Annotated in this window: 4 protein-coding genes; 3 read left to right on the forward strand and 1 reads right to left on the reverse strand. The window is 68.2% G+C overall.

Annotation, left to right across the window (positions count from 1 at the left end; genetic code table 11):
* Nucleotides 1–91 precede the first annotated feature (91 nt).
* The 3 genes from FG323_RS12180 to FG323_RS12190 all read left to right on the forward strand — a co-directional run bounded on the left by FG323_RS12180 (nt 92) and on the right by FG323_RS12190 (nt 5,217).
* Nucleotides 92–2,761 carry a polysaccharide deacetylase family protein gene (locus FG323_RS12180; RefSeq protein WP_141454947.1) on the forward strand — a complete coding sequence of 890 codons (2,670 nt, stop codon included), beginning with the start codon at nt 92–94 and terminating at the stop codon, nt 2,759–2,761.
* On the forward strand, nt 2,758–4,107 hold the full coding sequence (gene mnmE / locus FG323_RS12185) for a tRNA uridine-5-carboxymethylaminomethyl(34) synthesis GTPase MnmE (RefSeq protein WP_141454948.1): 1,350 nt from the start codon (nt 2,758–2,760) through the stop codon (nt 4,105–4,107). Before FG323_RS12180 ends, mnmE begins: the two co-directional genes overlap by 4 nt.
* 90 nt (nt 4,108–4,197) lie before the next feature.
* Nucleotides 4,198–5,217 carry an energy transducer TonB gene (locus tag FG323_RS12190; protein ID WP_141454949.1) on the forward strand — a complete coding sequence of 340 codons (1,020 nt, stop codon included), beginning with the start codon at nt 4,198–4,200 and terminating at the stop codon, nt 5,215–5,217.
* Nucleotides 5,218–5,287: 70 nt separating this feature from the next.
* On the opposite strand, the gene FG323_RS12195 is transcribed toward FG323_RS12190, so the two are convergent.
* Nucleotides 5,288–6,157 (reverse strand): ABC transporter permease (locus FG323_RS12195; RefSeq protein ID WP_141454950.1); only part of this gene is annotated, 870 nt, incomplete at its 5' end.

Consider the following 6,157-nt stretch of genomic DNA (forward strand, 5'->3'; position numbering starts at 1 on the left):
ATTCCGAGAAAAACCCGCCGCAAGGCGGGTTTTTCTTTGCCGGGGTAACATGCGCGGCCATCCCTTCCGCTGTTTTCCCGGACCTGCCGCGATGCCATTCCGTCGTTCTCTTTCCCTGTCGTTCGTGTTGGTCGCCGGTTTCGCGCTGGCGGCTTGCGGCAAGGGTGGCGTCGATGCGGGAGTCGGAAAAAAGGACGCGTCGCCGGCGGCTTCGGCAGGCGTGGCCGGCGCGATCGATACCCGCGCGATCGACGCCGAACTGAAGGCGCAGCTGGAGAACCATCGGCGGATCATCGTCCTGCTCGACAACGAGGATTCCCTGCCGGCGGCCGCGCGGACCAGCGCCGGCGCGATCGGCCAGAGCCTGTTTCACGACAACCTGGAACGTGCCGAACGCCTGCAGGTGCTGTTCGCCGCGTTGCTGGCCCGGTCCGAACCCGAACGCTTCGCCGCCATTGGCGGGCGACTGGACTACATCGAATCGGCGCCGGATCTGCATGACGCCGACCGGCTGGCGTTCCGCGAAATCCTGCGCGATCTGCAGGCACTGGTCGGCAAGGATTCCTCGCTGCCGGCGATCAAGCTGCACCAGCGCATCGGCGAGGACCTGGAGGCGCTGGAGGAGGTCGAGCGCAACTACAATCGCGAGATCACCCGCATCTTCAGCCGCTTCGACGCCACCCGGGCGATCGAACTCAAGCGCGAGAAGTGGGACGACTATGTCGCCAGCCTGCGCAAGCGCTACGACCGCGATGCGCTGCTGCGCGAATACGGGGTGATCGCGCCCTATCCAATGTCGATGGCCGATGGTGATCGCGAGGTGTTCGGCCGCGACCTGCCGGCGAAGACGGTAGTGCTGAGTTTCGACGACGGCCCGCATCGCGCCTACACCGAGGACATCGTCGCGATCCTCAAGCGCTACGACGTGCCGGCCACGTTCTTCCAGGTCGGCCGCAACCTGGGCAAACTCGACGACAAGGGGCAGGCGGCGCTCGGGCCTTTGGCCGGGGTCACCCGCGATTTGATCGCACAGGGCTACACGGTCGGCAACCACAGCCTGACCCACGCGCAGCTGTCCAGGCAGACCGGTGACGCGCTGCGCAGCCAGATCCTCGATACCGATACGCTGCTGCGCGACATCGATGCGCGGCGCGCGCCGCTGTTCCGCTTCCCCTACGGGGCACGCAATGCCGAGGGCATGCGTATCCTAGGCGAGGCGAAACTGCGGTCGGTGATGTGGAACATCGATTCACTGGACTGGGCCGATCCGGTGCCCGAATCGATCGTCCAGCGCGTGCTGGACCAGGTGCAGAAGGAACAGCGCGGCATCGTGTTGTTCCATGACATCCATGAGCGCACGGTCAAGGCGTTGCCGCAGATCCTGGATCGCCTGTCCGCCGAGGGCTACCAGTTCGCCGCCTGGAACGGGCGCGACTTCAGCGTCGCCCGCACCGCCCGCCGCCAGGAGGCCACGGTCACCACCGGCTACGCGCGTTCCTGGGCGATCGTCATCGGCATCGACGACTATGCGCGCTGGCCGAAGCTCCGCTATGCCGGCAACGATGCCCAGGCCATCGCCGACACGCTGACCGGACAATTCGGGTTTCCGTCCTCGCAGGTCATCGTGCTCAAGGACAAGGAAGCCACCCGCAACAACATCCTCGCCGCCTTCCACGACCGGCTCGGCCACGGCGGGCTCGGCAAGAACGATCGGGTGTTCGTGTTCTTCGCCGGCCACGGCGCCACCCGCCGGCTGGCCTCGGGACGCGAGCTGGGCTACATCATTCCGGTCGATTCGGATCCGGCGCAGTTCGCCAACGATGCCATCGCCATGACCGACATCCAGAACATCGCCGAAAGCCTGGAAGCCAAGCACGTGATGTTCGTGATGGACGCTTGCTACAGCGGCTTGGGCCTGACCCGTGGCGGCAACGGGACCCAGGCCTATCTGCGCGAGAACGCGCGCCGGATCGCGCGGCAGATGCTGACGGCCGGCGGCGCCGACCAGCAGGTTGCCGACAGCGGGCCCAATGGCCATTCGGTGTTCACCTGGGTGCTGTTGCAGGCACTGTCGGGCAAGGGTGATCTCAATGGCGACGGCCTGATCACCGGCACCGAGCTGGCGGCCTATGTGGCGCCGGCGGTATCGGGCATTTCGCCGCAGACGCCGGCATTCGGCTCGCTGCCGGGATCGCAGGGCGGCGAGTTCGTGTTCGAAGTACCGGCCGGCGACGAATTCCTCACCGCCGGCACGCAGCAGCTGTCGAGCGAGGCCATCGCGCTCAACGGCAAGGTCGAGGCGTCCACGCCCGGGGCGGGAACGGGCCAGGTGACGATCCGGGATCTGCAGGGCGATGCGCGCCAGGTCGCGCTGCCGGTCGCCACCGGCCGCGTGTCCGATCGCCAGCAGGCGCAGCGTGCCAATGATCGTGGCCTGCAGCTGTACAAGGAAAAGCGCTACGCCGAGGCCGAGGAAGCCTTTGCCGAAGCGCTGAAGCTGCGTCCCGATTTCGCACTCGCGGCCAACAACCTGGGTTTCGTCTACTACCGCCAGGGCAAGTACGCGCAGGCGGCGCGCTGGCTGGAGAACACGGTCCGCATCGATCCCTCGCGCGCGGTCGCCTATCTCAATCTCGGTGACGCTTACCGTCATCTGGATGACGTCGCCAAAGCGGACAAGGCCTACCGCACCTATCTCGAGCTCCAGCCCACCGGCGCGTCGGCCGATGCCGTGCGCGATCTGCTCAGGCAACGGCAATGAACACGATGGCGCCGCAGGACACCATCGCCGCCGTCGCCACCGCGCCCGGCGCGGGCGGCGTGGGTATCGTCCGCCTGTCCGGCCCGCGCGCGCTGGCCATCGCGGCGGCGATGTGCGGACGCGCGCTGCATGCGCGACGCGCCCACCACGTGCATTTCGACGATGGCGAAGGCGGCATTCTGGACGATGGCATCGCACTGGCATTTCCCGGCCCGGCCAGTTTCACCGGCGAGGACGTGGCCGAACTGCAGGCGCACGGCAGTCTGGTGGTGCTGCAGGCGCTGGTCGATCGCGCCTGCGCGCTCGGCGCGCGACGTGCCCGTCCCGGCGAGTTCAGCGAACGCGCCTTCCACAACGGCAAACTGGATCTGGCCCAGGCCGAGGCGGTGGCCGATCTGATCGCGGCGTCCGACACCCGCGCCGCGCGCGCCGCGCGGCGTTCGCTGGACGGCGTGTTCTCTCGCCGGGTGGATGCCATCGCCGCGAGCCTGCTGCGGCTGCGCGTGCATGTCGAGGCGGCGATCGATTTCGCCGACGAGTCGATCGAAACGCTTGGTGGCGGCGAGGTCCGGGCGGGATTGCAACAGGCGCAGGTCGAACTGCGGCAACTGCTCGTCGACGCCGAACGCGGACGCAAGCTGCGCGACGGCCTGCACACGGTGATCGTCGGGCCGCCCAACGCCGGCAAGAGCTCGCTGCTGAACGCGCTGGCCGGCAGCGATCGCGCCATCGTCACCGATGTCGCCGGCACCACCCGCGACACCCTGCACGAGACGATCCGCCTGGACGGACTGGAATTGCATCTGGTCGACACCGCAGGCCTGCGCGAGGGCGGCGACGCGATCGAACGTGAAGGCATGCGACGCGCCCGTGCGGAACTGCAGCGCGCCGACCTGGCCCTGATCGTGGTCGATGCCCGCGACGTGCAGGCCGGCGCGGCGGCGGTGGCCGACGTGATCGCCGACGTGCCGCGCAGGCTGTGGATCCACAACAAGGTCGATTTGCTGCCGACGGTACTGATGGATCCGGGCGCGGAGGCCGTGGCGGTGTCGGCCGCCACCGGCCAGGGTCTGCCGGCCCTGCATGCGCGCCTGCGGGAACTGGCTGGCCAGGGAGCGGGCGAGGGCAGCGAAGGAGAGTTCTCCGCCCGGGCCCGCCACGTCGATGCCCTGCGTCGCGCATCCGGGCACGCTGAACAGGCAAATAGTGAACTGAATCACGAAATGCTGGAGCTGGCCGCCGAGGAACTGCGGTTGGCGCACGACGCGCTGGGGGAGATCACCGGCAAGATTTCCGCCGACGAGATGCTGGGGTACATCTTCTCGACCTTCTGCATCGGCAAATAAGGTGACAAGATTGACAGACGGGGCGTGATCCCGTGTGCTGGGCACGCGGGATCCATTGATTCACTTTCGTGTTTCCGGGGGAAACAACCGATGCTGTCGAAGACGCACTACGCCAAGTCGCGCTTGGCGATACCGCTATTGCTGGTACTGACCATCGCCGCATGCTCCAAGGACGAACCGGCCACGGCCCCTGCCGCCGGCCAGGCCGCCGCCGCGGGACAGGCCGCGCCACCGCCGCCGGCGGTCTCGGCGGAAGTCCAGGCCATGAACGTGGACCAGCTCCGCGACGCCGCCACCAACGCGTTGCGCGAGAACCGCATCTACGCGCCGGGCGGCAACAACGCGATGGAGTACTACCTGGCCCTGCGCGACAAGCAGCCCAACGATCCGGGCGTGACCAGCGCGTTGACCGATCTGATGCCCTACACCCTGATCGCCGCCGAGCAGAGCATCGCGCGCGAGGAGTTCACCGAGGCGCAGCGCCTGTCGGCGATCATCGAGAAGGCCGATCCCAAGGCGCCTGCGCTGCCGCGATTGAAGCAGAGCATCGCCGCGGCACAGGAAGCCGTCGCCCAGCGCGCGCAGGACAGCGAGGCCAAGACCAAGGCCGCGGAAGAGGCGCGCCTGAAGGAGCAGCAGCGACTGGCGCAGCAGGCCGAACAGCAGCGCGCGACCGAAGCGGCCGCCGCGCAGCAGTTGGCCCAGCAGCAGGAAGCCGCCCGCCAGGAAGCCGAACGCCAGGCCACGGCGCGGCGCGAGGCCGAGCAGCGTGAAGCGGCCGCCCGCGCAGCGGCGCAGACACCGTCCACACCCGCGGCGGCGCCGGCCAGTACCGCAGCGGCTTCCAGCGGCAGCAACACGCTGCGTCCGATCAGCACGCCGGCGCCACGCTATCCTCCCGAAGCCCTGCGGGCCGGAACCGCCGGCGAAGTGCTGGTGGAGTTCACCGTCGGCACCGATGGCTCGGTCACCTCCGCGCGCGTGGTGCGCGCCACCCCGGCGCGGGTGTTCGATCGCGAAGCGGTCAACGCGGCCAAGCGCTGGAAGTTCCAGCCGGTCAGCGAGCCGGTCACCACCCGCCGCACCATCGGCTTCAATCCGGGCAGCTGAGCCGGAGTACCAGGCAAAAAAAGGGGGGCGGAATTTCCGCCCCCTTTTTCATTCCGGCATCGCGGGCCTGTCAGCCCGAGATCGCCAGCCGCTCCTGGTGGTAGCGGCGCACCGCGGCGAACCACAGCAGGGCTGCCAGACCGAACGCGCTGGCCAGGTAGATGCCCCAGATCTGCGGGGTGATGGCCTCGTTGCGGATGACCTTGAGGATCAGCTGGTTCTGCGCCAGGAACGGCACCGCGAACTGCCACAGCTGGCTCTTCACCGGGCTGGCCATCAGCGCGAAGGTCGGCACCATCGGCAACAGGAGCAACCAGGTCATGTGGCTCTGCGCCTCCTTCATGCTCTTGGCGCTGGCGGCCAGCCAGGTCAGCAGCGACGTGCCGATGAACAGCATCGGCAGCAGCACCAGCAGCATCTGCGCCATTGCCGGGAACGACACGTTCAACTGGCGGCCGACGCCGGAGGAAATCTGCGCGCTGAAACGGAACGCCAGCAAGGTCAGCACCAGCGTGCCCATGCCGATCGCGCAGGCCGCTGCGATCTTGCCGCTGACCACCGCACCGCGCGAGGCCGGCGTGGCCAGCAACGGCTCCAGTGACTGGCGTTCGCGTTCGCCGGCGGTGGCGTCCAGGATCAGGTAGGCGCCGCCGATGAACGAGGTCAGGATCAGCAGATACGGGAGCAGCACCGACAGCAGCACGCCGCGCTTGGCTTCCGGCGTGGCCAGATCCTGCGCGCCGATGTTCACCGGCTTGGCGACCGAGGCATCCAGCCCGCGCGCCATCAGCCGCAACGCACCCGCCTGCTGGCTGTAGATCGCCAGCGTGGTCTCCAGCCGCCGGCTGGGAATCTCGGCGTCGCGGCGGGTGCTGTCCTTGATGATTTCCACCAGAGCCGGCTTGCCGGCGCGCCAATCCTTCGCGTAGTCGGGACTGAT

Origin of the sequence: Pseudoxanthomonas sp. z9, assembly GCF_006542425.1 — a bacterium.
In the GTDB taxonomy this organism is placed as follows: Bacteria; Pseudomonadota; Gammaproteobacteria; order Xanthomonadales; family Xanthomonadaceae; genus Pseudoxanthomonas_A.